This window comes from Halorubrum tropicale (assembly GCF_001280455.1).
In the GTDB taxonomy this organism is placed as follows: domain Archaea; phylum Halobacteriota; class Halobacteria; order Halobacteriales; family Haloferacaceae; genus Halorubrum; species Halorubrum tropicale.
Window position 1 is genome coordinate 19,838 of sequence record NZ_LIST01000004.1, and the last position, 24,065, is coordinate 43,902.

The 24,065-nt window shown below is 62.6% G+C and carries 22 protein-coding genes, 1 tRNA gene and 1 pseudogene; 13 read left to right on the plus strand and 11 right to left on the minus strand.

Features of this window, described 5'->3' with window-relative positions; all coding sequences use genetic code 11:
* Nucleotides 1–88: 88 nt before the first annotated feature.
* The 6 genes and pseudogenes from AMR74_RS10340 (at nucleotide 89) to AMR74_RS17245 (ending at nucleotide 5,142) form a co-directional block, all read left to right on the plus strand.
* Nucleotides 89–1,276 carry an ABC transporter substrate-binding protein gene (locus AMR74_RS10340; RefSeq protein WP_053772358.1) on the plus strand — a complete coding sequence of 396 codons (1,188 nt, stop codon included), beginning with the start codon at nucleotides 89–91 and terminating at the stop codon, nucleotides 1,274–1,276.
* Between the two features lie 74 nt (nucleotides 1,277–1,350).
* Nucleotides 1,351–2,235, plus strand: a complete 885-nt coding sequence (locus AMR74_RS10345) for a carbohydrate ABC transporter permease (RefSeq protein ID WP_053771992.1) — start codon at nucleotides 1,351–1,353, stop codon at nucleotides 2,233–2,235.
* Between the two features lies 1 nt (nucleotide 2,236).
* Complete coding sequence (locus AMR74_RS10350; RefSeq protein ID WP_053771993.1) at nucleotides 2,237–3,121, plus strand: carbohydrate ABC transporter permease; 885 nt, start codon at nucleotides 2,237–2,239, stop codon at nucleotides 3,119–3,121.
* A 2-nt stretch (nucleotides 3,122–3,123) separates the two neighbouring features.
* On the plus strand, nucleotides 3,124–4,305 hold the full coding sequence (locus tag AMR74_RS10355) for an ABC transporter ATP-binding protein (protein ID WP_053771994.1): 1,182 nt from the start codon (nucleotides 3,124–3,126) through the stop codon (nucleotides 4,303–4,305).
* 96 nt (nucleotides 4,306–4,401) lie between these two features.
* Nucleotides 4,402–4,680, plus strand: a pseudogene (locus AMR74_RS20045) (DUF7837 family putative zinc-binding protein); the annotation flags it as partial.
* Between the two features lie 87 nt (nucleotides 4,681–4,767).
* Nucleotides 4,768–5,142, plus strand: a complete 375-nt coding sequence (locus AMR74_RS17245) for a DUF6788 family protein (protein ID WP_077152295.1) — start codon at nucleotides 4,768–4,770, stop codon at nucleotides 5,140–5,142.
* Nucleotides 5,143–5,180: 38 nt separating this feature from the next.
* Here the strand turns inward: AMR74_RS17245 and AMR74_RS17250 are convergent, their stop codons facing one another.
* Nucleotides 5,181–5,612 (minus strand): TRAM domain-containing protein, encoded by a 432-nt coding sequence (locus AMR74_RS17250; RefSeq protein WP_077152296.1) that lies wholly within the window; start codon nucleotides 5,610–5,612, stop codon nucleotides 5,181–5,183.
* Between the two features lie 228 nt (nucleotides 5,613–5,840).
* Between AMR74_RS17250 and AMR74_RS17255 the strand changes: the two genes are divergently transcribed.
* Nucleotides 5,841–6,038, plus strand: coding sequence for a hypothetical protein (locus AMR74_RS17255; RefSeq protein WP_077152297.1), 198 nt, complete (start codon nucleotides 5,841–5,843; stop codon nucleotides 6,036–6,038).
* Nucleotides 6,039–6,182: 144 nt separating this feature from the next.
* The gene (locus AMR74_RS10365) at nucleotides 6,183–7,502 is read left to right on the plus strand and encodes a methyl-accepting chemotaxis protein (protein WP_053771996.1); all 1,320 of its coding nucleotides are present in this window, start codon (nucleotides 6,183–6,185) and stop codon (nucleotides 7,500–7,502) included.
* Nucleotides 7,503–7,554: 52 nt separating this feature from the next.
* Here AMR74_RS10365 and AMR74_RS17260 read toward each other — a convergent pair whose 3' ends face one another.
* From AMR74_RS17260 to AMR74_RS10400, 8 genes are all read right to left on the minus strand, one after another.
* Nucleotides 7,555–9,216 carry a histidine kinase N-terminal 7TM domain-containing protein gene (locus tag AMR74_RS17260; protein ID WP_240471155.1) on the minus strand — a complete coding sequence of 554 codons (1,662 nt, stop codon included), beginning with the start codon at nucleotides 9,214–9,216 and terminating at the stop codon, nucleotides 7,555–7,557.
* 83 nt (nucleotides 9,217–9,299) lie between these two features.
* Complete coding sequence (locus AMR74_RS17265; protein ID WP_240471156.1) at nucleotides 9,300–10,100, minus strand: UbiA family prenyltransferase; 801 nt, start codon at nucleotides 10,098–10,100, stop codon at nucleotides 9,300–9,302.
* Nucleotides 10,101–10,884: 784 nt separating this feature from the next.
* Complete coding sequence (locus AMR74_RS10380) at nucleotides 10,885–12,051, minus strand: ISH3 family transposase (protein ID WP_053771998.1); 1,167 nt, start codon at nucleotides 12,049–12,051, stop codon at nucleotides 10,885–10,887.
* Nucleotides 12,052–12,456: 405 nt separating this feature from the next.
* Nucleotides 12,457–12,672 (minus strand): hypothetical protein, encoded by a 216-nt coding sequence (locus tag AMR74_RS18510; protein WP_139042996.1) that lies wholly within the window; start codon nucleotides 12,670–12,672, stop codon nucleotides 12,457–12,459.
* Nucleotides 12,673–12,963: 291 nt separating this feature from the next.
* Complete coding sequence (locus AMR74_RS10385; protein ID WP_053771999.1) at nucleotides 12,964–14,580, minus strand: DUF7845 domain-containing protein; 1,617 nt, start codon at nucleotides 14,578–14,580, stop codon at nucleotides 12,964–12,966.
* A 106-nt stretch (nucleotides 14,581–14,686) separates the two neighbouring features.
* A complete protein-coding gene (locus AMR74_RS10390; RefSeq protein ID WP_053772000.1) occupies nucleotides 14,687–14,998 on the minus strand; it encodes a hypothetical protein in 312 nt (103 codons plus the stop codon).
* 112 nt (nucleotides 14,999–15,110) lie between these two features.
* Nucleotides 15,111–15,353 carry a DUF7563 family protein gene (locus AMR74_RS10395; protein ID WP_053772360.1) on the minus strand — a complete coding sequence of 81 codons (243 nt, stop codon included), beginning with the start codon at nucleotides 15,351–15,353 and terminating at the stop codon, nucleotides 15,111–15,113.
* A gap of 180 nt (nucleotides 15,354–15,533) precedes the next feature.
* A tRNA-Arg gene (locus tag AMR74_RS10400) sits at nucleotides 15,534–15,608 on the minus strand.
* 334 nt (nucleotides 15,609–15,942) lie between these two features.
* On the opposite strand from AMR74_RS10400, the gene AMR74_RS10405 reads away from it, so the two are divergent.
* Both AMR74_RS10405 and AMR74_RS10410 read left to right on the plus strand, forming a co-directional pair.
* Nucleotides 15,943–16,542: an RAD55 family ATPase gene (locus tag AMR74_RS10405; RefSeq protein ID WP_053772001.1), complete on the plus strand. Its 600-nt coding sequence runs from the start codon at nucleotides 15,943–15,945 to the stop codon at nucleotides 16,540–16,542.
* A gap of 84 nt (nucleotides 16,543–16,626) precedes the next feature.
* Entirely contained in the window at nucleotides 16,627–17,049 is a 423-nt protein-coding gene (locus AMR74_RS10410; RefSeq protein WP_053772002.1) for a CoA-binding protein, read from the plus strand.
* Between the two features lie 60 nt (nucleotides 17,050–17,109).
* Here AMR74_RS10410 and AMR74_RS10415 read toward each other — a convergent pair whose 3' ends face one another.
* The gene (locus AMR74_RS10415; RefSeq protein ID WP_053772003.1) at nucleotides 17,110–18,090 is read right to left on the minus strand and encodes a PLP-dependent cysteine synthase family protein; all 981 of its coding nucleotides are present in this window, start codon (nucleotides 18,088–18,090) and stop codon (nucleotides 17,110–17,112) included.
* A 192-nt stretch (nucleotides 18,091–18,282) separates the two neighbouring features.
* On the opposite strand from AMR74_RS10415, the gene thrS reads away from it, so the two are divergent.
* Entirely contained in the window at nucleotides 18,283–20,232 is a 1,950-nt protein-coding gene (thrS, locus tag AMR74_RS10420) for a threonine--tRNA ligase (RefSeq protein WP_053772004.1), read from the plus strand.
* 63 nt (nucleotides 20,233–20,295) lie between these two features.
* On the opposite strand, the gene AMR74_RS10425 is transcribed toward thrS, so the two are convergent.
* Nucleotides 20,296–21,831, minus strand: a complete 1,536-nt coding sequence (locus AMR74_RS10425) for a PAS domain-containing sensor histidine kinase (protein ID WP_053772005.1) — start codon at nucleotides 21,829–21,831, stop codon at nucleotides 20,296–20,298.
* Nucleotides 21,832–22,005: 174 nt separating this feature from the next.
* Between AMR74_RS10425 and AMR74_RS10430 the strand changes: the two genes are divergently transcribed.
* Both AMR74_RS10430 and AMR74_RS10435 read left to right on the plus strand, forming a co-directional pair.
* Nucleotides 22,006–23,178: a pyridoxal-phosphate-dependent aminotransferase family protein gene (locus AMR74_RS10430; protein ID WP_053772006.1), complete on the plus strand. Its 1,173-nt coding sequence runs from the start codon at nucleotides 22,006–22,008 to the stop codon at nucleotides 23,176–23,178.
* Between the two features lie 157 nt (nucleotides 23,179–23,335).
* Nucleotides 23,336–24,055: a class I SAM-dependent methyltransferase gene (locus AMR74_RS10435; protein ID WP_053772007.1), complete on the plus strand. Its 720-nt coding sequence runs from the start codon at nucleotides 23,336–23,338 to the stop codon at nucleotides 24,053–24,055.
* The last annotated feature ends 10 nt before the right edge of the window (nucleotides 24,056–24,065 follow it).

The window sequence follows — 24,065 nt, forward strand, 5'->3', positions numbered from 1 at the left end:
AGGCCTTGCCGGTTGCCTCGGAGGCAGCAGCGGCAGCGGCGAAGCGGAGTTCTCTCCGATCGCCGAGGAACTCACCGTCTGGCACGCTATGGGCGGGACGAACGGGGAGACGCTTGACCAGATCGGGGCTGACTTCGAAGACGAGACAGGGAAACCGGTTAACATGGAGTTCCAGGACAGCTACGAGAACGTCTTGACGAACACATTGTCCGCGTTCGACTCTGGGAACGTTTCGGACATGCTTCAAGTCGACAGTCTGTTCGCACAGCAGGTGCTGGACACGGACCAAGTCCGTCCCGTCGAGGAGATTCTCCCCGACGACTTCGATTCGGGCGTTTTTCTCGACAACGTCGCGGATTTCTTCACCGTTGACGGCGAACTCGCCTCGCTCCCGTTCAACAACTCCAACGCTATCATGTACATCAACCGGGATGCCTTCGAAGAGGCCGGGCTCAACCCCGACGACCCACCGCAGACACTGGCTGAGGTCAGGAGCGCATCGGAGCAGCTCGTCGATGAAGGCGTGACGCAGTTCGGGATCACCTGGCCGAACCACGTGTGGTTCGTTGAGACGTGGTACGGGTTCGAAGGCGAACTGATGACGGACGCCGAGAACGGCCACGCCGGCGAGCCCTCCGAGTTCCGAACGCCGGACGCGGCCTACGACATGTTCGAGTGGTGGAGGGGGATGGCCGAAGACGATCTTTACACGAATCCGGGGATTGAGGCGTGGGGTGAGGCCACGTCGCTCTTCACTGAACAGGAGTCGGCAATGCTGCTGACGAGTACTGCATCGGTCGCCGGCCTCATCGCCAACTCGGACGGTTTCGAGGTCGGCGCTGCCCCGTATCCGAGCATCAGCGACACGCGCGTCGGTCCCGTGATTGGTGGTGCCTCGTTTTACGTACCTGACGGGCTCCCCGAATCGCGGTACGAGGACATCGGCCAGCTCTTACAGTACATGTCCGAACCGGAGGTCCAGACGCAGTGGCACAAGGGGTCGGGGTACTATCCGATCACGCAACCGTCGGTCGACTCGCTTCGTGAGGAGGGCTGGTTCGAAGAGAACCCGATGTACGGCGTCGCCCTCGATCAGCTCCAGAGCGGGGATGCGAGCGACCCGGCAACGAAGCGCGCGCTCCTCGGGCCGGCGCGGAACGTTCAGACGGTGATCCAGGACAAGTCCGTCGACATCCTGAACGCCGACGACATGGACGCCGAGGTTCAGGCGCTCAAAACAGAGGTCGAAGACGTGCTGGACAGCTACTACAACTGACGAGGCCGACGACGCCAGCTGTAAACAATTCGAACCCACGCCCTATCCAACTCACACAACGTTATCTCACACGAATGTCCACACGCGAAATATTCGACAGTCGGATCGAGTCGGGGTTGCTGTTGCTGCCGACGCTCCTCGTCACAGTGGTATTCCTCTATTACCCGACGGCGATGGCGTTTCGGACCAGCTTTTTCGACTCGAGCTTTGGACGGGCCGAGGTGTTCGTTGGGCTCGAAAACTACGCCGGGCTATTGACCAGTTCGGGGTACCATCAGAGCATTATCATCTCGGTCGTCTTCGCGGCCGTCGTCGTCGTCGGCGTCGTCGGCGTGTCGCTGTATCTGACCTTCCTCATCCATGAGGTTGACACGGGCCAGGGGCTCTACCTGATTTCCGTGATCTGGCCATACGCGCTTCCGCCGGCGGTCGGCGCGCTCGTGTTCCTCTTTATCACTCACCCGACGCTCGGCGTGCTGACGGGACCCATCGAATCGCTCGGCGTTGAGGTCGACTGGTTCAACAACGGGTCGCAGGCGTTCATCGTGGTGGCGTTGGCGGCCATTTGGAAACAGATCGGCTACAATGTGATCTTCATGATTGCCGCGATGAACAACGTGCCGGACACGCTCACGGAGACCGCCAAACTGGACGGAGTCGGCGGGCTGCGCCGGCTCGTGTCTGTGTACATCCCAATCATGACGCCGACGATATTCTTCCTCGTCATCATCAACACTATCTACGCCTTCTTCGGCACGTTCGCGTTTGTCGACCTCCTCACGAGCGGCGGACCATCGAACGCGACTAACATCCTGATATTCAACCTGTACCAAGAAGGATTTTCCTTTTTCAACTTCGGCATCGCCTCCGCGAAGTCGGTCGTGTTGTTCGTCATTGTTGGCGTGCTGATGTTCGTCCAGTTCCAGATCACGGACAAATACTCATATTACGGTGGCTAAGATGGTCGGAGTACTCCAATACGCGAAACGGCGGGTCGACGCGCTGAGAGGCAACTACGAGACACAGCGGATCAACGAAGACGATCTCGGTACCCACTTCCAGCTCCTGCTCCTCGTCGTGGCGGTGGTGTTCCCAATTGCCGTCGCGCTGGCCGTCAGCACGAAACAGTCCGGGGTCGTCACCAGCGTTGTCGACCTCCTTCCCGGAGGTTACGCCGTTGAGAACTACCGCGAAGTGCTCGTGGAATATCAATTCGGCCGCTTCATGTGGAACTCATTGGCGATGTCGGTCGTGATTGTCGTCGGGAAACTCATCATCTCGGTGTTCGCAGCGATGGCGATCGTCTACTACCGGGTCCCGTACAAAGACCTCGTGTTCCTGTTTATCTTGTTCACACTGCTTCTGCCGGTTCCCGTCCGGTTCATCCCACTGTTCCAGCTGATGAACGACCTCGGGTGGAGCAACACGATCCTCGCAATCACGGTCCCATACCTCGCAAGCGCGACGACGGTCTTCATTCTCCGCCAGCACTTCCTGTCGATCCCGACGTCTATCGTCGAGACGGCGAAGCTGGACGGTGTCGGCCCGCTGAAGTTCATGCTGTTCGTGTTGCTACCGATGTCGAAGGGGGTCCTCGTTGGCGTCTCGATCATCATGTTCGTCTACGCGTGGAACCAGTATCTCTGGCCGCTGATCATCATCGACTCCGAGGCGAACCAGGTCGCGCAGGTCGGCCTCCAGCTGTTACAGGGCGACGTACAGGGCGGACAGCTCTCGTGGTCGCTCGTGATGGCCGGCTCCACGCTGACGCTTTTACCCCCGCTGCTCCTGATGATTGTGTTCCGAAAGCCGCTGTTAGAGACGTTCAGTATCCAACAGAAGTGACAATGACAACCATAACACTACACAACCTCCGGAAGGAGTTCGACGACGTCGTCGCAGTCAACGGGATCGACCTCGAAATCGTCGACGGGGAGTTCCTCGTCATCGTTGGCCCGAGCGGCTGCGGCAAGAGCACGACGCTCCGGCTGCTCGCCGGCCTCGAAGACGCGACCGACGGCGAGATCGTCATGGACGGTCGAGACGTCACCGCTGTCGAACCGAAGGACCGGAACGTCGCGATGGTATTCCAAAACTACGCGCTGTACCCGCACATGACCGGGCGGCGAAACATCACCTTCGGCATGAAATCGAGCGGCGACTTCACTGACGAGGAGATCGACCGGCGCGTCGAGGAGGCCGCGGAGACGCTCGATATTGCCGACCTGCTCGACCGGAAGCCACAGGCGATGTCTGGCGGGGAACGCCAGCGAGTGGCCCTCGGGCGGGCCATCGTTCGCGATCCCGACGCGTTCCTGATGGACGAGCCGCTCTCGAACCTCGACGCGAAGCTTCGCATCCAGATGCGCGCAGAGCTCGCACAGCTACATACCTCGCTCGGGACGACGACCGTGTACGTGACCCACGACCAGACGGAGGCGATGACGCTCGGTGAGCGTGTCGTCGTGATGAACGACGGGCGTATCATGCAGGTCGACGAGCCTCAGACGCTGTACGACTTCCCAGCAAACCGGTTCGTCGCGGAGTTTATTGGCGACCCGGCGATGAACATGCTCCCCATTGACGTCGAAAATGGGACCGCCGTCCACGACGCGTTCACAATCCAGCTTCCGAACGCCGACGGGGGTGTTCGGAACGGAGTGAAGGGGGGCGGTGACGCGTCAACTCGCGACGGACAGCGGGCCGTGCTCGGCGTGCGTCCGGAGGACTTGTACTTGGCGAGTGAACGTCCCAACGCGGGCGACGAGACGCTCAACGCGACCGTGAACGTGACCGAGCCGCTCGGCGATAGCCTGCTGTTGCACTGCTCGATTGGGGAGACGCCCTGTAAGATCCAAGCGAAGGCGCGGTCCGAGATTCGCCCCGACGACACGGTTTCGATCGCGTACGACCCGGCTCGACTACACCTGTTCGATCCGGAGTCGGGTGACGCGTTCTATCACTCCGAGTCGCACACTTCGAGCGAGGGCGCGGCTGTAGCGGCGGATCACGGATGGCAGTCCCGGTAGACGACTTGTCGCGGCAGGCGACCTCAAGCTCTCACCTCGATGTGAGGACCGCATGATGATCGAAACCGTGCTAATGGCCCAGAGACAGTCCGTGGCGACTGCTCGTTTTGCGGCGAAACAGTCACGGGTCGGCATGCAATCACCCACTATGAGACCGCTGGCGGCGGCACAGGCGTGTGGGCTGAATGCCCCAACTGTGGCGAAATCTTGACCCCAATAATGCTCAGTAAACAGTTCATCCAGCAGATGGTGAGGTTCAAGCTGCCATCGACAACACACTATGAGTGCCGTCACTGTGGGTACAGCGTGGAGAAAGATGTCGATGAATGTCCACAGTGTGGCTCTCACGAGATTGCGGCCTACGATCTTGAGTAATTACTGAGGTGCTCACGGTCGGCAGAGAAAATTCACTTCCTTATGTAGCACCTGAACGCTAACATAGTACCAATTGTTACATAAGGCATGGAGCAGCCGTCACCACCCACCCCGCTCCCAAAGTATCTCGCTGAGGGGCTCCCCAAACAGGATACAGAGACACTCCAGGAGGTACAGAACTATATTGAGGCGCTCATTGAGTATCGCGACCAGTCGGTCGACACTGACGAGCTTCCCGAGGCTGCCGAGCCCATCGACGATCCCGATGGCGCAGGAAGCGGGACCGTCGTCAAAGAGAAAGTCACCTGTGGCGACGATAGCTGTAAGTGCGCCAGCGGAGACCCCGCGGATATGCACGGCCCGTATCTCTATCGTTACTATCGTGAAAACGGGACGATGAAATCGGAGTACATCGGGAAGCCAGGAAGCGAGGAGGGTGGATCAGGACAGTCAGGGTTCTAACGATCCCAGTCAAATTGATAGGTTCCAGTAAAACGACGTTACAGCGCCCGTGAGTCGGGTTCGATGATGCTGGCAAACGCGACATTCTCTTTGACTTGCTCGATCTCGACTGTTGGCTCATCACCTGGTTGTCCGCCGGGAACGATCACGACGTAGCCGCGTTCAACCTTCGCAATGCCGTCACCTTGATCACCAGTCGTCTCGATCGTCACGTCGCGGACTTCACCTTCGTCTACGGGAGGACCGTCCGACGTCGGAGTTGGTTCTTGCCCAGCCGATTGAGGTTGCTCTTCCTGAGTCCTCTGGCTTGCCGAGGATTCTGATTTCAAGATCGCGACGCGATACGTTTCGTCGGCGGCAAGCGCGTCGTGTTCAACCTCACTCGCGGGGACATCCACAATATATGACCCGTCACGTTCTTCGATTTGAGCACTAAACACAGAGCGAAGCGAATCAGAAATTTCGACCATCAGCTATCGCGGATTGTAGCTAGTCAACGTATCTAACTCTCACGTTTTGCGCTACGCGGAGATGGTAATCTAGTGTATGCTGAAGAGAACATGCAGATCCCGAACAAAAACTCCTCGAAAAGCTAGCAGGCCAGATTGGTCAGAACAGAGCGTGGGTCTGTCAGTTGGCTCTCGTCGCATCCTCAGCCCTCCCATAGATATACATTCACAGTTGTATGAGTAACGGATATGTCAACACTTCGGTCTGTCCTTCTCAACTGGAACCTGAACCGAGTGACGAGAGCTGCCGTGAGCGGTGCTGCGGTTTTCCTCGCAATTCGAGTTACTGACGGGTTCCTGATGGGACTTGGAGCGGCAGTCGTACTGGCAATGGTGCTTGATATTCCGTGGTGGCTGTACGACCGCTCCGCGCAGTCCGACGAGTGATATACACGCAGCTCTCATCGTCCGGCTGTTTCAGGTGAGAATATATCTGAAGAAGAGGGCTCTAACAGAGCCTTCAGCTTACGACTCTATCAGTGGCGATAATTTCACCGAAAATCAAATCACCCCTTCCAAGTGTCTCCCGATATGGCCACGGCCACAGACAACGACCAGCTTCAACAGAGTGGTTCCGGATCTGGCGGAGATTTCTGGCGGCACTCGTTCGAGCAGTTCATCGCAGACCTCCCTGAACCAGCATTCGTCGTCGACGCCGATGGAGACATCACGCAGTGGAACACCGCTACAGCCGATCTGCTTGGCCTCCCAGCGCGCAAAGCTGTCGGGATGAACGCATACGACGTGTTTGGCACCGAGGGCAAAAACGAGACCCTCGCCGAAGAAGTCGTCCGCACTGGAACACCCATACGTGAAAACGAGTTCCGATCCGCCGAACGACCAGATGGAACGAAAGCACATGCGCGCGCGATTGGAACCCCAATTCAGACACCAACCGGCGAGGTCGTTGGTGCTGTCGAGTTGCTCTTCGATGTCACCACCGTCGTCGAACAGCGGGAGACGCTCGCCGACCTCCAAGAAGAGCTCTCGGACAATGTCGAGACATCGATGGAGCAGCTAAGCGAGTCGACAACCGAAGTCGCGAACCGATCGAATGAGATCAGCACGCTCGTCGACGAGCAAGCAGCCGAGCTCAAGAGTACCCAAGGTGAGATCTCCGGATTCAGCGCCACTATCGAAGAGATTGCGTCCAGCGCTGAAGAAGTCAGCAATCAAAGTGCGGAATCGAGGGAACTCGCTGAGGAGTCCGTTGAGACCGCAGCCGACGTTATCGATCAAGTAGACGATACGGCCGAGAAGTCGGACACCGTCGCAGACGATGTCGCTGAGTTGAAAGACGAGATCGAGCAAGTTGAGGAGCTTGTTGGCGTGATCAACGATATTGCCGAACAGACAAACATGCTCGCGTTGAACGCCAACATCGAAGCGGCACGCAGCGACAGTGATGGGTTCGCGGTCGTCGCCGACGAGGTGAAGAATCTCGCTAATCGTTCACAAGATCAAGCTGACGAGATCGAAGAAATCGTCGCAAGGATCAAAGAGAAGGCTGCTACGGCAACTACCGAGGTAAGAGCAGGAAACGCCGAGATCCAGTCCGCGAGAGACGACATCCAAGGCCTCCTTGAAAACCAGAAACAAATCCTTACTGCGGTTGAGCAGACCGAAAGCGGGATCACCGAGATCGCAGACGCAACAGATGAGCAGGCGAGCGTGGCTGAAGGGATATCGAGTGCTGTTGACGACGTCTCTGAACGGGCTACCCTCGTGAGTGAAGAAATTACACAGATTGCGGACGAAAACGACAATCAGACAGAGATGGTCGCGGGGCTAACCCGGCAGGTCGAACAAATTGACCGCGAACTCGCTGAGGTCATGAACACGTCTGTCTAAGGTAGACATCCCGTGATGGGACAGACGAACAGTCTCATCCCACGTTTCCGCTCTAGTTCGTTGACGGTTCCTTCCGTGGGAGTGAGATGCTGACGACAGTTCCGGTCACCTCATTTTCGCCAAACTGGACACGACCGCCGAGGAGATCGGTTCCCCACTTGATGATCCAGAGCCCGAGCCCACTTCCATGGTGAAGCACAGATTCGGTTCCTTCAGAAAGTACGGATAGTTCGTGCTCGGGTATCCCCGGCCCGTTATCGCGGATTTCGATCTGTACCTGCTCGCCTACGCTGGCGACAATCTCAACATGTGGACTGTCACTGGTATTGTGTTCAGCAGCGTTTTCGATAGCGTTCGAAAGCACTGGACGAACAAGCACATCGACGGGTACCTCCTGGTCAGGACACTGAAGTTCGAATGTAACGTCGGAAAAGCGTGAGCTAACCTCTCTCAGCCGCTCTTCAAGTATCATCTCTATCGATCTGACGTCGGATTCTTCTCGAGCGCGACTGAAAAGCCGGATTGCCTCGCGACCTTTCTGTCCTAGCTCATCAATTTGAAGGGCGCTTTGTTTTACGCGCTCGGCTGCTTTCGTCGGTAGGTCCTCGCTATACCCAAGTATCAGGTTAGTTTCTGTCTTGATGTTGTGGCGAAGCACGCGATTGAGAACCTGTAGACGCTGTTCTTGGCGCAAGAACTCAGTCACGTCCTGTAACGTCACCATGCTCCCGATGACCTGCCCTCGCTGGGTAGTAATCTCGACAGTTTTGATCTTGAAGTCCCGCTTACCTGAGTGGGTTTGTATCGTGAGGAAGTCCTCAAATACTCCAGAATCTGGAAATACCTCGTACTTAGGAATCGTCTCTGGCGCAGATGATCCGAGCAGTTCGTCTTTTTGTACATTAAGCATCTCCAGTGCTGGACCATTGACGTTAATCACGTTGTCATTCAAATCAAGAACAAGTATCCCTTCTTGGGTACTATCAAATACGAGTCTTCGAGCGGTAGTGTTCGGGGCCGGATTCGTTCGCAGTAAACTGTACCGTCGAATGGCGGTCAGGTAGATGACGCCAGAAACTGAAAATGCGACTGGTGTCGGGTCAATAGGCGTGCTAAGCACGTCTGTGAGGTAGCATAGGTTTATACCCCAGGGAATGATCAACGCTCCAATCAGCGTATACGCCTGCTTCCGAAACGCAGCCATCTGGCTCAGGGCCAACCGGACTAACAGAGCACTACCCACGCCACCCAGTAGATACGTATAACCGGCGACAATCCAATACCAGACGCCTCCGCTGTCGTTCTGGACAACGCTGAGATCTGGTGTTTGTGCGATACTGATCTGTAGCAGTCCCTGAGCCGGCCCGAGAATGGCTAAAATCACGGTCACCACCGGAACGACCGTAAGTGCCGATACATATCTCCACTTCAAAAAGCGATCGTGACCGGTGTATGATAACGCAAACAGCATCCAGCCGAGTGGGATTGCAACGACGCCTATCCACATCAGGTACATCCAGAATAGCTTTGCCTCCACGCCAGGTGCTCGGAGTCGAAAAATAAGCATAAGCGACCAGAACACCTGCCCGGCCAGCAACAGTACGAGAGGTCTCGCCCCCGGAGATTGCCCCTCCCTCCACGCTAAAATAGCCGAAGCTGAGCCAAGAACGACGGAGATGTGTAGCACAGACAGCAGAAAGGTAGTAGTCGACATAGTCTCACAAGGACATCTATGTATACTAACTTTATGTCAGAGAAATCAAACCATCCCCGCTTGATAAAAAAGAGTGGCGTGGATTACCCGATGATAGCGATGAACAGTCCGCACGCCACGAACACGTAGTTCATCTCACCGAGCAACTCCAGGCGACGGTAGTCGTTACTACGCCCAATTCGACTATTAAGGAAAACCGCCAGCACTCGTCCAGCAAGAAGGACCAACGCAAAAAGTGCTGGGAGGAATCCGCTAAGAAACGCGCCAATGACGACGAGAATTGAGAGCATGTTGATGATGTACAATAGATGCCGTGTCCGCTTGACGCCGACGACAGTCGGGAACGTTGAGACATTATTTTTGACATCATCTTCGATGTCGCGGACGTTCGGAATTTCAGTGTTGACGAAAATATCGGCAAAAAAGTAAACCGCCAACACAATGGCAAGTGGCGTGATTGCGGCGTCGGCAAACACAATTGGCAGGATTACCATTGCTGTCGCCCACGCCAGTGCCACAAGCGTAGAATTAAGCACAAAGATGGTCTTCAGGCGCTTGAGCGGCACAAGCGATCGTTCAGACAAATCTACTACATACAAGATCCACGTTACGCCTGGCACGAGAGTGACCGCAAGCGCGAGTGGGCCACCAAGCGCCGAGAGAGTAATTGCAAGTCCGTATGCTCCAGCAGACGTGATCGAAAGCAGACGCCTGTGTCGCCCGATAAACGCACTTCGCTCGGACGTCGCTTGTGGGTCGTATCGCACATCGCTGATTCTATCGCCGACGTAGACACCGTAAGCGACCAATCCAACGACGACGGGTGCTAAGGATGGCTCGAGCGACAGGATCACCATCGTGACAAGCGTTCCAGCGATCCCCATGCCTACGATATCAAGTTGGAGAAAAATACAGACTCTTCGTATTCGATGCCACAGTTTCACTGATGGACGAAAACCGCTACTGGTTCCGGTAGGTTGTCTACCGGAATCCATCTGTTCTGGTTTTTTGTTTGACATTCTGTTAGGGACACCACAAGAAAACCCGCTGTTGTTTCCCTGGGTGCCAGCTGTAAATTACTCCCAACTGACAATAAAGATAGACAGAGACCGTTCGGCATATGAACAGGCTGTCTGTGGGTTTCTCAAATGATACCATTAGCTGAATGTAGGCGCTAAGCCCCCGTCCTCAACGAGCAACGCAGGGCGTAGCCCGAGTAGCGCAGTAGGGCGGGGATACAGCGCCGTCATCATCTGTTCGTACACTGTTCTGTTGCAGGCCCACAGGCCCACGTCTACCGAAGCTGTTATGCGTGTAGCGTGTATAGTGTGCATTACGGTGAAACGAAAGACAATCACGATTCGGGAGGACCAAGACGAGTGGATTGAGGACCAACACCTCAACCTCTCATCATTCGTCCGAGAGCAGTTGGACGAACTCATCGAGGAGCGCAAGTAGCGCCATGTACTACGCCTACAAGTATCAGTACCTCACAAAGCATCCTCGCATAGCTGTTTCTGCGGTCTGAGTTCTGTGTCGAAGCGGTTGTACTGACGGTCTCGACGAGAGAATCACAGACGGATCGATGGAGAGCTGTCGCTGTCGGCGGCGGTTAGCCGCCGACGCGACAGCGTCGCCACTCACTCCGCTGGCTTGCTCGGTCGGTGGTTAGCGGTGAAATCGGTCGTCAGGTGGCCGATTCGCGGGGACGGCCCGACGCACCGCGAGGGCCGTCCACGCAGCACGTCGAATCATATTGACGAACTCCTTGTACGGCCACCACCAGAGGCGACGCTCGCCTCGGCGGGGCGTCGCCACATATTCGTAGTGGAGGTACCGCCAGACGTTCTGTAAGAGCAGGCTCACCACGACGTACAGCAGCCGTACCGTTGGATCTCGTGTTGTTGTTGTCGCTATCGCTTGCTCAAACAAGCGATAGCTCGACTCGATACCGAACCGCTTGCTGTAGTGGTATCGGGCGGCGCGGGGGGAGCCGATGAACGGCGCGTCAGCGGCGTAGCCGTGACGCGCCACGCCGTTCTCGTCGTACTTCCCGTTTAGGTACGTACAGTCGATGTAGACGGGAAACTCGACGGTCCAGCTATGACCGTCGAGTTTCCCTGTCAGGTCGTGCTGAATGACGCGGCTCCATCCCTTCGAGAGTTCTTTCTGAATCGTCTCACCCCACCGGATGATCGGGATCACGTACGCGTAATCGTGCGCTTGAAGCAGCGTGAGGCACTTGCTGTCGTAGAATCCACGATCAAGGTAGACGGCCTTGACCTCGGCGTCAAGGCCGTCGAGCACACCGAGGAACTCAGCGAGGACGCTGCTGGCGGTATCGCCGTCTTCGAGACGGCGTACCGCCAGCGTGTAACGCTTGTTCTTCACACGCGCGTAGAGTGTGGCGTAGGCGTGGAACGCGGTGGTTCCACGCTTTGCGACCGAATGATAGAGGCCGTCTGTGTCGTCTTCGTCACCGTAGTAGGGCCGCAGGTGGAGGTCTGCGCAGACCTCCACCTGCTCGGGGAGCAGTTCATCAAGGTTCTTTCGCAGGAGCGTGTTAGCGACTCGTTCGAGCCGATCCGGCTCGAACTTCGTCCGGAGGTGGTAGAGGATCGTGTTCGCAGCGGGTGTGTTCTGGCTCGAAGCACAGAGCGTAGAGACAGAGGTCCCGTCGGCGCAAGCGCCGACGAGGACCTCGTAGATGTCCTCAGAAGTGATTTGAGCATTATTCGCTAAGGAGAGCGGAACTTCCTCGTCAAGGCGGTTGACGAGAAAGTTAAGAAGCTGGTCCTCATGGATCTCACCGTCTGCTTGCTGGGTCGTAGACACACCTTCAGCAAGCAGACGTTCTAACTAAGCGGCTTTGTGAAGTACTGAGTCTAGGACGGTAACATCAGAGCAACCCAATTCCTCACCGATGGCAGCAGCTGAAAGACCATCTTCTACATACAACTTGTACAATCGATCTTTGTCCTGCCAAGGTGATTCAGGCATTCTGTGAGACCATATGCTAATCTAGCCGTTCTCCACGTCGCCATTCGTAGTACGCTCGAATCAATATGTACCCCGCCATAGCAATCACAATGAAGAAAGATATTATTGCTAGTCTTTGGGGAGTTAACGGTTCTTGAGCCGTCGAGAATATTGCGCCGCCAGCCATCCCCGCTAGAACGGCTTCACCAGCTTTGGCTCCAGCACGTAATACGTCGACCATTTAAATAGTATCTAGTGACTCTAAAAACCAGTTACGTGTTCATACACGGCAAGCAATGAGGCAATTCCTAAGAGACCGAATACTGTGAGTGGTACCGTACTGAGTAGCTCTAATACCGGATCAAACGGACCATACATCCCGAGTTGAGCCTGAATATCGTAGACCAGCGAAAGTGCGACTATGACTGTAAGTGTGATTACAGCACTTCCCCCGATCTGCTTCGCTTGATTGTACATACGTATGATAGTTATACATGGATGAAAAGAATTTCGCGCACCCCTTCTTAATGAGAGCACTGAATTCGCGGGGACGGTGGGGTACCTTAGAATCTGTGGCCTTAGCCACACCGCTAACCGCCAACCGACCCCCGGTGTCGGTTCGGCGCCGACGAGCAGCTCGTCGAGTCCGGATCCGCGCTTGTGTTGCGGTCGAGATCGTCGCGAACCTCCCGGTCGAGAAGGTCGATCGTAGCGAAAACCGCCGCGAAAAGAGGATCTGGATAGTGTTGCCACTCACGAGGGGCCGCGCTACCGGAGCGTCTGACCCTTCCCCCACGCGCTACGCACCGGCCGGATCTTCGGCCCCGACGCGTCCCGATAGTGCGACACCGCTTCTTTCAGCCGCTCCGGATCGCGACCCGCACCGACCCAGTACCGCTTGAGCCGCGTCACCAGCTCCGACCAGGACTCGTCCGCAAGGTTCCCCATCCGCACTCGAAGGTGCGCCTCGCGCTCATCGATGTGGATCCCGTTCGCTTGGCAGAACGCTATCAGTTCGTCCGTGCGCTCGTCGAGGGACGCGCGCTCGGCGTTTTGCACCGCGTTCGCCGCGGTACTCATCGCGTTCCGGACGCCCTCACGCGCCGCGTCGAGCGCCTCCACGACCTGCTCCGCGACGTGGTGCGACCGCAACGCCACCGACCCCTGCTCGCGAACGACCATCTCCTCGATCCGGCGGAGTCCCCGCCGGACGCTATCCGGGTGCCAGTCGTGTTCGTCCGCGATCTCCGCCGGCGACACGTCCCCGCCGTCCGCGACGAGCGTCTTCAACGAGTCCCACTCGACCGGCGAGAGTCCGTCCGCGAGCTGGCGCACGACCACGTTCCGCTGGTCGCTCTCGACGCGTTCGAGGTTCAACGGGAGCACGCGCGAGCGGTCGACGGTCTCCGCCTCGAAGTACGCGTCTTCGACGAACGTGCGACCGCCGCCCGGACCGTCGTCGTCGAGCGGTTGCGTGGGAAGCCCCGCCTCGTTGAGCGTCGCGAGGATCGCCTCTTCGAGTTCGTCCGCGATCTCCGCGTGGTCGACCGGCCGGAGCGTCTCGTTCCACCGGCTCGACTGATACGACGCCTCGACCTTCGGGTGCGCGAGGGGGTGATCGTCGGGGAGCGACTCGGCGTTCCGCGCGTAGTAGTGCTTGAACTCCTTCGGGATCCGGTGGTCCGGAAACGCCTCGCGGATCCGCTTCGGCCCGAGCGTCACCGTGTGGTAGTACCCTGCGCGCTCGGTGTCGTCCTGAACGAGCTTCCGGTACCCGGACCGGTCGCTTTCGAGCAGGTGGCCCATCCGCGCGAGCGGACCCTCGCGGGAGTGGATCGCCCCGCACACGTCTCGGTCGATCCGGACGTACCGCGCCGCGTCGATCACGACGCTGTACTCGTCGTTCCGGCTCTTGAAGTACATCGGATCGAGCGTCACCGCACCCGCCGCGCGCTGGATGACCGACTCCACCTGATCGAACTCGACGTTCGACGCGTTCACCCGGACGTTCACCGCGTCGCCGAGGTCCCACATCGGCCGCGCGACCGATTTCCCCTCGGTGGATTCGAGCCCGCGCCACCGCGGCTGAATCAGTGCCTTCACTTTCCGCTCGCCGACGTCGTCGTCGGCGACCGCGTTCAGTCGGAACTCCCGGAGCGTGTCAAAGTCGACGCGCGTCCCGTCCGGCGTCTCCCCGCCGTCCGGCGGAGCGAGCCCGGACTCCTGATAGGAGAGAGTCACCCGCCACTTCTCGCCGTCGAGCGTGAAGCTTCCGCGGCGGCTTCCGGTCGCGTCGACGAGCCGCGCCGCACCGAACCAGGCCCCGAGCCCCGAGTACACGTAGTTCGCCATGTACTCGTGCGGGGCCGTCTCGACGGCCTTCATCGCGACCGCCCCGTCCGGTTGAGGTAGCAGCCGGCGCACTCGGTCCGGCTGTCGATCCGGACACGGACTGACGGGCGCTCGCAGCCGCACGTCTCGCAGCGGCGTCTCACGCGAACACCACCACCAAGTTCACCGCCGCGACCGCGGCGCCGATCGTCGCGATGCCGAGTCCGACCCACTCGGGCGTCTCCAGGGCGTCGGCTGCGACCGGCCACGCACCGCAACACAAGCCGACGGCCGCGAGCATCGCGACCGCCGCGGGCAGCTCGCCCATCCCGAGCAACTCGCGGACGATCGGGTTCGCCTCAGCGCTCGGACCGACCGTCCGGGCCGCGAGGATCGTCGTCGCCGCGTCGAGGACGCCGTGCGACGTGAAGATCGCCGCAGTCTCCCCCGCTCGGGAGCGGTCAGAACTCACGCCGATCGCCCCTGTTGGGCGTCGCGTTCCCAGCGGAGCCGGGCGGCGTCGCGGACGTGCGGCCGCGGACCCTGTGCGGGATCGTAGAGACGGCTTGCGCGGACGAACGGCGTCATCCCGATAGTCCTCCGTTCCACGGCTTGCCACCGTTGCGGGCGGGGTGGTGCTGCGGGTCCGGGGTGTCAACGTCTTTCCCGGCCGCGCTCCCCTCGCAGATCCGCACCCACGAGTCGCACTCGGGACAGCGGTGCGCGCGATCGTCGTCGTCGCCGTGAACCCGACCGAACCGCGGCGGGAGGTGCGACCCGCACTCCAGGCAGACTCCGGACTCGTCGGGCTCGACCCGGAGCACCATCATCCGGAGATCACCCCGACGTTGGTCGGGTCGATCGCACGACGTGACGGGGTCGCGATCGGTGACGTATTCAACCCGATTTCGGCGACGGGTTCGGAAGGAACCGCTTCGGCCGATTCCGTAGCGTAGCGAGCCGCTACGGTGGAATTGGCATTAGTCGCGAAACGGTCGGTGAAGAAGTGGGCGCTACAGGATTTGAACCCGTGGCAACTTGGTCCGAAGCCAAGCACTCTGTCCAAACTGAGCTAAGCGCCCTCATTCCGAGTTACCGCCGAGAGCGTGTTAAGTCCCGCGATCCGAACGCGCCGCCGCGCAGTCGGTCGGTCCGCGGGTCTCGCCGACCGAGAAATCGATTCGGCTCCGTGATACGTTCCCGCGATCCGGCCGCGTGCGGATCCGCGCTCGGCCGCGAATTCCGCGATCGAACGGGGTGTACCGCGGCGTCGAAGTCGGGCGGCGCCTGGCAAGGGGCGATCAAAAAGAATATTATTCGGAGCGGGCATGTTTCGGTAGTAGATGTGTCCTGGTCGTACGGCCTCCCGGCCGAACGAGTGGCTCGCGCCGTCGACGTCGCCTCCGAGGTGCGTCCATGTATGAGCTGACGCCGCATTTCGACGCCGAGGTCGAGCCCGGGACCAACATCCTGTTGACCGGCCCGCCGCTCAGCGGGAAGCGGTCGATAATGATGGACATTCTCGCCGCGGGGACCGACCGCGACGAGGGCGCGATCGTCGTCACCACGAAGGACGGCGCCGACCGCGTGCTCCGCGACTACGAGAAGCGGACGCCCTACGAGGGGAAGCCGGTCGCGGTCGTCGACTGCGTCACCCGCCAGCAGGGCGGCGAGACCCGCGAGTCCGACCGGATCAAGTACGCCTCCTCACCGGTGGACATGACCGGGATCGGGATCAAGCTCTCCGAGTTCCTCCAGGCGTTCGGCGACCGCGGCATCGAGCGGAACCGCGTGATGGTCCACTCGCTGTCGACGCTGCTGATGTACTCCGACCTCCAGACGGTGTTCCGCTTCCTCCACGTGTTCACGGGGCGGGTCCAGAGCGTCGACGGGTTCGGGCTGTTCAGCATCGACTCGACGGCCCACGACGACCAGGCGATGAACACGCTCAAACAGCTGTTCGACGGGATCATCACCGTCCCCGAGGACGGCGAGCCCGACATCCGGCTGCCCTGAGCGGGGTCGGCGCCGGCCGCCTCCCCCGCCCCGACGCGCCGACCGAGGGATCCGCTTAATCGCGTTGCGACCCAACGGCGAGCCATGCCCATCACCGACGACGCGGGACTCGACCGCCTGCTCGACGCCGAGACGATAGCGGTCGTCGGCTGCTCGACGACGCCCGGGAAGGCAGCCCACGACGTGCCGGCGTACCTCCAGCGGCAGGGGTACGAGGTGATCCCAGTGAACCCGTTCGCCGACGAGGTGCTCGGCGAGCGCGCGTACGACGCGGTCGGCGAGGTCGAGGAGTCGATCGACCTCGTGGACGTGTTCCGCCCGAGCGAGGAGGTGCCGGACATCGTCGAGGCCGTCCGCGAACGCCACGCGGGCCGCGGCGACGCCGGCGCGCTGTGGCTCCAACTCGGGATCAGCCACGACGAAGCGGCCGCGGCCGCCGAGTCGGACGGGATCGACGTGGTCCAGGACCGGTGTCTCAAGGTCGAACACGGCCGCCTGCGCGGATAGGGGCGCCTGCGCGGATAGCCTCTGCCTCCGGAGCGCGTCGCGCGGGCGGCGCCGCGCCGCTCACCCCTCCCACTCCTCGAACGACCGGTAGACGCCCTTCGAGAGGTAGCGTTCGGAGGAGTCGCAGAATATCGTGGCGACCGCGTCGTGCGGGGCGTCGATCGCGCCGTCGCGGATGTCGCGGGCGACCCGCTTCGCCGCGATCGCGTTCGCGGCGGCCGACGAGGCGACGAGCTGTCCCTCCTCGGCCGCGAGCCGGGCCATCTCCTCGTGGACCTCGCGGTCGGGGACCGCGACGATGTCGTCGACGATCTCCGGGTCGAACAGCTCGTTGCGGTCGATGTCGTGGGTGCCGATCCCCTCGGTCTTGTACTCCTCGTGTTCCACGTCTTCGCCGAGGAACTCGCGGTAGGCGGACCCGGCGGGCTCGACGGCGACGACGTAGGTGTCCGGGTCGCGCTCGCGGAAGTACTCGGCGAGGCCCATCAGCGTCCCGCCGGTGCCGCAGCCGGCGACGACGGCGCCGACCTCGCCGTCGAGCGCCGCGTCGATCTCCGGCGCGGTCGTCTCGTAGTGGGCCTCGACGTTGAGCGGGTTCGAGAACTGCTGGGGGACGACGGCGTCGTCGAGCTCCTCGGCGATCTGGTGGGCGCGGTCGATCGCCAGGCCCATGCCCTCCTCGCTCGGCGTGTTCACGACCTCGGCGCCGAGCGCGCGCATGAGCTGCTGCTTCTCGACCGAGAAGCGCTCGGGGACGACGAAGACGGCGTTCAGGTCGAGCTGTCCGGCCGCGACGGCGAGCCCGATGCCGGTGTTGCCGGCGGTCGGCTCGACGACGGTGCCGCCCTCGCCCACGTCGCCGCGCTCCAGCATGCGTTCGAGCATGTACTTCCCGATGCGGTCCTTGACGCTCGCGCCGGGGTTGAACGACTCCAGCTTGGCGTACACCGGCACCGCGTCCGGCGCGTCCTGGACGTCGACGAGCGGCGTCTCCCCGATCGTCTCCAGCACCGACGACAGGGGCTCCCGATGGTCCGTCATAGCCCGGCAAACGTTGCCGCGGGATTTGTGTGTTGCCATCGGTCCGTCCGGTTCCGGGGCTCCGCGGCGAGGGCAGTCTTTGCCGAGAGCGGCGCGGCGCGACCGAACGGGTTCGCGCGTCGCGGCCCGCGACCGTGCGACGCCCCGCCGCGGATCGAACACACTTATGCCGGTCGTCCGGCTCCGACCTGTATGAGCGAGACCGATGCGGAGGCCGAGGTGACGGTCGTCCTGCCGGACGGATCAGAGCTGACCGTTCCGGCGGGGTCGACAGTCGAGGACGTCGCCTTCGAGATCGGCCCCGGGCTCGGTCGCGACACCGTCGCGGGGAAGATCGACGGCGAACTCGTCGAAAAGTACGCGGAGGTCCACGACGGCGCGCGGATCGAGATCGTCACCGACCAGTCGGACGAGTACCTCACGGTGTTGCGCCACTCCGCGGCCCACGTGTTCGCGCAGGCGCTCCAGCGGCTCCACCCGGAGGCGACGCTGACGATCGGCCCGCCGACCGACGACGGCTTCTACTACGACGTGACCGACGTCGACGTCGACGAGGACGACCTGGCCGCCATCGAAGAGGAGATGGAGGAGATAATCGCGGCGGACTACGACATCGAACGCGAGGTCCGGTCGCGCGAGGCGGCGAAGGAGACCTACGCCGACAACGAGTACAAGCGACAGATCTTAGACGAGGAGGCCGACGGCGAGGAGGTCACCTTCTACGTCCAGGACGACTGGGAGGACCTCTGTCAGGGCCCCCACGTCGAGTCGACCGGCGAGATCGGCGCCGCGACGCTGTTGGAGGTGTCGGCGGCCTACTGGCGCGGCGACGAGGAGAACGACTCGCTCACGCGCGTGTACGGCACCGCCTTCGCGAGCGAGTCCGACCTCGAGGAGTACCTCGAGCTCCGCGAGCAGGCTCAGGAGCGCGACCACCGGAAGATCGGCCAGGAGATGAACCTCTTCTCGATCCCGACGGTGACCGGGCCGGGCCTCCCGCTGTACCACCCGCCGGGGAAGACCGTGCTCCGCGAGCTGTCGGACTTCGCGAACGAGCTCAACCGCGACCACGGCTACGAGGAGGTCGAGACCCCGCACGTGTTCCGGACGGAGCTGTGGAAGCAGTCGGGCCACTACGAGAACTACAAGGACGACATGTTCCTCCTCGACGTCAACGACGAGGAGTACGGCCTGAAGCCGATGAACTGCCCGGGCCACGCGACCATCTTCGACCAGCAGAACTGGTCGTACCGCGACCTCCCGCAGCGCTACTTCGAGAACGGGAAGGTGTATCGGAAAGAGCAGCGCGGCGAGCTGTCGGGGCTCTCGCGGGTCTGGTCGTTCACCATCGACGACGGCCACCTGTTCGTCCGGCCGGACCAGATCCGGGGGGAGATCGAGTCGGTGATCGAGATGATCTTCGAGGTCGTCGAGACGCTCGACCTGGAGGTCGAGGTCGCGCTGGCGACCCGCCCCGACAAGTCGGTCGGCGGCGACGATATCTGGGAGTCCGCCGAGGAGCAGCTCCGCGACGTGCTCGAATCGGGCGGGTACGACTACGACGTCGAGCCCGGCGACGGCGCCTTCTACGGCCCGAAGATCGACTTCGGCTTCGAGGACGCCCTTGGCCGCGTCTGGGACGGCCCGACCGTCCAGCTCGACTTCAACATGCCCGACCGCTTCGACCTCACCTACACGGGCGAAGACAACGAGGACCACCAGCCCGTGATGATCCACCGCGCGCTGTACGGCAGCTACGAGCGCTTCTTCATGGTCCTCATCGAGCACTTCGACGGGAACTTCCCGCTGTGGCTGGCGCCCGAGCAGGTCCGGATCCTCCCCGTCTCCGACGAGACGCTCGGCTACGCCCACCGCGTGAAGAACGAGCTGGAGGACGCCGGCTTCCGCGTCGAGGTCGAGGACCGCGACTGGACGGTCGGCCGGAAGATCCGCGCGGGCCACGACGACCGGCTCCCGTACATGGTCATCGTCGGCGACGACGAGCGAGAGGCGGGGACGGTGTCGGTGCGCGACCGCTTCGAGAATCAGCGCGGCGACGTCGACCTCGACGACTTCGTCGACCACCTCGTCGCCGAGCGCGACGAGAAGCGGACGGAACCCGACTTCGTCGACGACGAGTGACGGCGGAGCCGAGCGTCGGTCGGTGACGGGCGACGCCGCGCGCCCCTCGCGGCGCGCCGACCGTCAGATCAGGTCGACGCCGGCGAACTCGAACCGCGCCCCGCCGTCGGCCGACTCGGTCACGCTGACCGTCCAGCCGTGTCCGTCCGCGATCTGCGAGACGATGTCGAGCCCGAACCCGGTGCCGTCGCTCGTCGTCGTGTATCCGGACTCGAACACGCGGTCCCGGTCCCCCGCCGGGATCCCCGGGCCGTCGTCGGCCACGTAGAACCCGTCGCCGTCGGAGAGGGGGCCGACCTCGACCGCGACAGCGCCGGACTCCCGCGCCGCGGCCCCGTGTTCCGCGGCGTTCCGAAACAGGTTCTCGAGGAGTTGCCTGAGCCGCTGCTCGTCGGCGCGGAGGGCGTAGCCGTCGCTCGCGACGCGGAGCGTCCCGCCCCGGGTGTCGGCCGTCTCCCAGGCGTCCGCGGCGAGGGCGGCGAGGTCCACGCGGGTCAGCTCGTCGACGCCGCCGCCCTCGCGCGACAGGGTGAGGACGTTCTCGATGAGCGTGTCCATCCGCGAGAGGGCGCGCCGAACGGGCTCGACGTGTTCGCTCTCGCAGTCGTCGGCGAGGAGCTCCATCCGCCCGCGGGCGGTCGTCAGCGGGTTCCGCAGGTCGTGGCTCACGACGCTCGCGAACTCGTCGAGCCGGTCGCGCTCGCTCGCCAGCCGCTCGGCCGCGCGCCGCCGCTCCAGCTCGTAGCTCACCCACCGCGTCAGCAGCTCCACGAACGTCCGCTGGGAGTCGGTGAACGGCTCTTCGCGCGCGTTCGTGTCGGCGAAGCAGAGCGTGCCGAACCGCTCGTTCTCGACCTCGACGCGGCCGCCGACGTACGTCTCCAGCCCGAACGTTTCGTACGCGGGGTCGCCGGCCCATCCCTCCGCCGAGGCGTCGACGATCGTCAGGAGCCGGTCGCGTTCGAGCGTCCGCTTACAGTACGCCTCGTCGAGCGGACACGTCTCGCCGGGCTGTAACAGGGGGTGAGTGGCGTGCGAGACTTCGACGTGCTGGGTGTCGTCCTCGATACGCGTGAGAAAGCCGTTCGGCACGTCGAGGTACTCGCGGCCGATCGTCAGTATCTCCGCGACCTTCTCCTCGAACGTGCGGTCCTGGTCGGAGGACACCGCGTACAGCCGCTGCATCGCGCGGAGGCTCTCCTCCTGGCGCCGCTCCAGTTCGCGTCGCTCGGTGACGTCGTGGAGGTAGACGGAGAGCCCCTCGTCCGACGGGAACGCACGCGCGTTGAACCACGTGTCGAGCGGCTCGTAGTAGGAGTCGAACGAGACCGGCTCCTGTGTCTCCATGGCGCGGCGGTACTGGTCGTAGAACACGGTCTCCCTCGACTCGGGGATCGAGTCCCAGAGGTGCGCGCCCTCGACGGAGCCGTCCGGGCCGACGGCGTCGTCGCTCATCGCGGACCGGAGGACCTCCCTGCCCCGGCCGTTCGCGAACACGATCCGCCAGTCGCCGTCGAGGGTGAAGAACCCGTCCGACATCCGGTCGAGGACCGTCCGGAGGTCCTTGTTCGACGCCGACTCGCCCGCGCCGTCGCTCATGTCACGGCGCACGTGTCGCGGACGGTTAAGTTAGGGTGGATTCCGGACAGGACGCGGCTGGGCGCCGTTCCGACCCGTCGACTCGGCGGCGCGCGGCGGCGCACAGAGCGTGTGACGAGGCACGGGGTCGCCCCTTCCGTCGGCTTTTTGCGTTCGCTCGTCCGGAGGTGACGTATGTCGAACCAGCAAGCCGAGCCCGGCGTCGACGACCGAGCGCCCGAAGTCGGAGAGCTGACGCCGCCGGACCGCACGCTGATGGGGCCCGGACCGAGCGACGTCCACCCGCGCGTTCTGAACGCCATGAGCACGCCGCTGGTCGGCCACCTCGACCCCTCGTTCGTCGAGATAATGGACGAGGTCCAGGAGCTGTTGCGCTACACGTTCCGGACGGACAACCAGTGGACGATCCCCGTCTCGGGGACGGGGTCGGCGTCGATGGAGGCCGCGGTCGGCAACCTCGTCGAGCCGGGCGACACCATGCTCGTCCCGACCAACGGCTACTTCGGCGGCCGGATGAAGTCGATGGCCGAGCGCGCGGGCGGCGAGGTCGTCGAGGTGTCGGCTCCCTGGGGCGAGCCGCTCGACCCCGTCGACGTCGAGCGCGCGTTCGACGAGCACCAGCCGGACGTGTTCGGCTTCGTCCACGCGGAGACCTCGACGGGCGTCCTCCAGCCGAGCGTCCCCGAGCTGACCGACATCGCGCACGCCCACGACGCCCTGGTGATCGCCGACTGCGTCACGTCGCTCGGCGGCGTGGAGATGCGCGTCGACGAGTGGGGCGTCGACGCGGCCTACTCCGGGCCGCAGAAGTGCCTCTCGTGTCCGCCCGGCGCGAGCCCGCTCACGCTCAACGACCGCGCGATGGACAAGGTGCTCGACCGCGACGAGCGCCCTCGCTCGTGGTACCTCGACCTCTCCCTCCTGGAGGGGTACTGGGGCGACGACCGCTCGTACCACCACACCGCGCCGATCACGAACGTGTACGCGCTCCGCGAGGCGCTGCGCCTCGTCGCCGAGGAGGGGATCGAGTCGCGGTGGGCCCGCCACCGCGAGGTCGCCGGCGACCTGAAGGCGGGCCTCCAGGACCTCGGCCTGGAGATGAACGCCCCCGAGGAGTACTGGCTCCCGAGCCTCAACGCGGTGCGGGTGCCGGACGGCGTCGACGACGGTGCGGTCATCGACCACCTCCTCGACGAGTACGACCTGGAGATCGCCTCGGGCCTCGGCGACTTGGAGGGCGACATCTGGCGGATCGGCTGTATGGGCTACTCCGCTCGCCCGAAGAACGTCGAGTACGTCCTCGCCGCGTTAGAGGACGCGCTGGCGGCGCGGGGACACGAGGCCTGAACCGCGGTCCGGGTGCGCGGCCCGGCCGCGCAGCCGACCCCGTCGGGACGAATCTGGGCGAGCGGCCGACCCAGTCGAGACGGACCCGGTCGCCCCCGTGCGAACCGATACCGCCGTTCCCGCTCGCTTTTTTTTCCGGGGAGCCGACCGTGCCGCCGTGACCGACGCCTTCGGACGCGCGATCCGGGACCACCACCGAGGCGAGCGGACTGAGCCGCTCCGGCAGGGAGACGGCGAGGAGACGCGCGAGCACCCGATCGAGGCGTTCTACCTCACCGGGTTCGACCGGGAGAGCGACGCGGGGCCGTGGCTCGCGTCGCGGCTCAGCGGGCCGCTGGTCGACCTCGGCGCCGGGGCGGGCCGCCACGCGCTGCGGTTTCAGGAGCGGTTCGAGACCGTCGCCGTCGAGTCCAGCCCGGCGCTCGTCGAGACGATGCGCGAGCGCGGCGTCGTCGACGCCCGCGAGGCCGACATGTTCGCCCTCCGGGAGGCGTTCGAGCGCGACCGGTTCGCCTCGGCGATCGCGATAGGGACACAGATCGGACTGGCGGGGTCGATGCGCGGGCTCTCCGCGTTCCTCGGCGACCTCGCGTTCGTGACGACGCCGGACGCGACCGCGGTCGTCGACTGCTACGACCCCGACCACCCGGGCGCCGCCGACCTCCTCGGCTACCGCGAGGACCCGACGCCCGGGCTCGCGGGCCGCGTCATGTGGTTCGCGTACGACGGCGAGCGGGACCCGACGCTCCGCTTCACCCTCTTCTCGCCGGACCGACTCCGCGAGGCGGCGAGCGGGACCGGGTGGAAGGTCGAGGCGGTCGACCGCTCGGGATCGGGCGAGGGGCCCCGCTATCGCGCCGCGCTCCGGAAGCGGTAGTCGACCGGCG

Coding starts and splice junctions, on each gene's coding strand:
- AMR74_RS10395 (WP_053772360.1), bottom strand. CDS start 15,353: ATGGTGCTCCGGGTCGAGCCCGACGAGTCCGGAGTCTGCCTGGAGTGC.
- AMR74_RS10385 (WP_053771999.1), bottom strand. CDS start 14,580: ATGAAGGCCGTCGAGACGGCCCCGCACGAGTACATGGCGAACTACGTG.
- AMR74_RS10345 (WP_053771992.1), top strand. CDS start 1,351: ATGTCCACACGCGAAATATTCGACAGTCGGATCGAGTCGGGGTTGCTG.
- AMR74_RS17250 (WP_077152296.1), bottom strand. CDS start 5,612: ATGGTCGAAATTTCTGATTCGCTTCGCTCTGTGTTTAGTGCTCAAATC.
- AMR74_RS10405 (WP_053772001.1), top strand. CDS start 15,943: ATGTATGAGCTGACGCCGCATTTCGACGCCGAGGTCGAGCCCGGGACC.
- AMR74_RS10340 (WP_053772358.1), top strand. CDS start 89: ATGGGCGGGACGAACGGGGAGACGCTTGACCAGATCGGGGCTGACTTC.
- AMR74_RS10365 (WP_053771996.1), top strand. CDS start 6,183: ATGGCCACGGCCACAGACAACGACCAGCTTCAACAGAGTGGTTCCGGA.
- AMR74_RS10430 (WP_053772006.1), top strand. CDS start 22,006: ATGTCGAACCAGCAAGCCGAGCCCGGCGTCGACGACCGAGCGCCCGAA.
- AMR74_RS10410 (WP_053772002.1), top strand. CDS start 16,627: ATGCCCATCACCGACGACGCGGGACTCGACCGCCTGCTCGACGCCGAG.
- AMR74_RS17265 (WP_240471156.1), bottom strand. CDS start 10,100: ATGGGGATCGCTGGAACGCTTGTCACGATGGTGATCCTGTCGCTCGAG.
- AMR74_RS17260 (WP_240471155.1), bottom strand. CDS start 9,216: ATGTCGACTACTACCTTTCTGCTGTCTGTGCTACACATCTCCGTCGTT.
- AMR74_RS17255 (WP_077152297.1), top strand. CDS start 5,841: ATGTCAACACTTCGGTCTGTCCTTCTCAACTGGAACCTGAACCGAGTG.
- thrS (WP_053772004.1), top strand. CDS start 18,283: ATGAGCGAGACCGATGCGGAGGCCGAGGTGACGGTCGTCCTGCCGGAC.
- AMR74_RS10425 (WP_053772005.1), bottom strand. CDS start 21,831: ATGAGCGACGGCGCGGGCGAGTCGGCGTCGAACAAGGACCTCCGGACG.
- AMR74_RS10355 (WP_053771994.1), top strand. CDS start 3,124: ATGACAACCATAACACTACACAACCTCCGGAAGGAGTTCGACGACGTC.
- AMR74_RS10415 (WP_053772003.1), bottom strand. CDS start 18,090: ATGACGGACCATCGGGAGCCCCTGTCGTCGGTGCTGGAGACGATCGGG.
- AMR74_RS10350 (WP_053771993.1), top strand. CDS start 2,237: ATGGTCGGAGTACTCCAATACGCGAAACGGCGGGTCGACGCGCTGAGA.
- AMR74_RS18510 (WP_139042996.1), bottom strand. CDS start 12,672: ATGTACAATCAAGCGAAGCAGATCGGGGGAAGTGCTGTAATCACACTT.
- AMR74_RS17245 (WP_077152295.1), top strand. CDS start 4,768: ATGGAGCAGCCGTCACCACCCACCCCGCTCCCAAAGTATCTCGCTGAG.